This window comes from Clostridium sp. AM49-4BH (genome assembly GCF_003478335.1).
Classification (GTDB): Bacteria; Bacillota; Clostridia; order Lachnospirales; family Lachnospiraceae; genus Butyribacter.
Genome location: NZ_QUFB01000144.1, coordinates 1 through 735, shown reverse-complemented (window position 1 = coordinate 735; position 735 = coordinate 1). Strand labels below are relative to the sequence as shown.

Annotated in this window: 1 protein-coding gene; it reads right to left on the bottom strand. The window is 35.9% G+C overall.

Annotated elements, in window-relative coordinates; genetic code table 11:
• Positions 1 to 735: phospholipase D-like domain-containing protein (locus DW981_RS14805; protein WP_243034785.1), on the bottom strand; the 735-nt coding region annotated here is incomplete at both ends.

Here is a 735-nt window from a genome sequence, read left to right as displayed (position 1 = left end):
AGCTCTAAAACTGCGTTCTTTACAGATTTTCTATTTGCCAGTTTTTTATTGTCATGAAAATAACCACTGTCTTCTTGTTCCCATATCGTTTCAAAATACTCTAACAACTGGTTAACTGAATTTTCTTTCTCAGGTTCATCGCAAACCACTAACACGTCTCTGTCATAGTTCTTATGTCCCGGAAAATCACCCAGGAAATAATTGTATGTATTTCTTCCCCCAAGAATATATCTCTTTCCATCTGCAATCAAATATTTATCATGCATTCTACCCATCATTTTCCACGGTTTCAACGGATTGGCCTTATTATATAGTTTAATTTCAACATTCTCATGGGAAGATAATCCATAGAAATACGGATTTCCTTCCATATCAATCCAGCTCTCCATTCCATCTACTAACAGACGAATATGTACACCTCTGTCTGCCGCATCATGCAGTGCTCCTAAAATCAATTTTCCACTTTCATCGGATTGAAATGCAAAAGTAGAAAGAATAATTTCCTTTTTTGCATTCTTGATCAAACGCACTCTTTGTAAAAGCGCTTCTGGATTCTTTTCTATGATTACTGCCCGTTCTGTATTTTCACTGCATTCGTTCCATGACCCATTTTTTGTTTCTTTTTTGGTTGTATTGGACACTTCCGGCTGCTTTTTATATGCAACGCAGATTCCGAGCAATTCATAAAAAGCCACACATAAAAAAATTGCCAGTATAACAAGAAGGATTTTACAT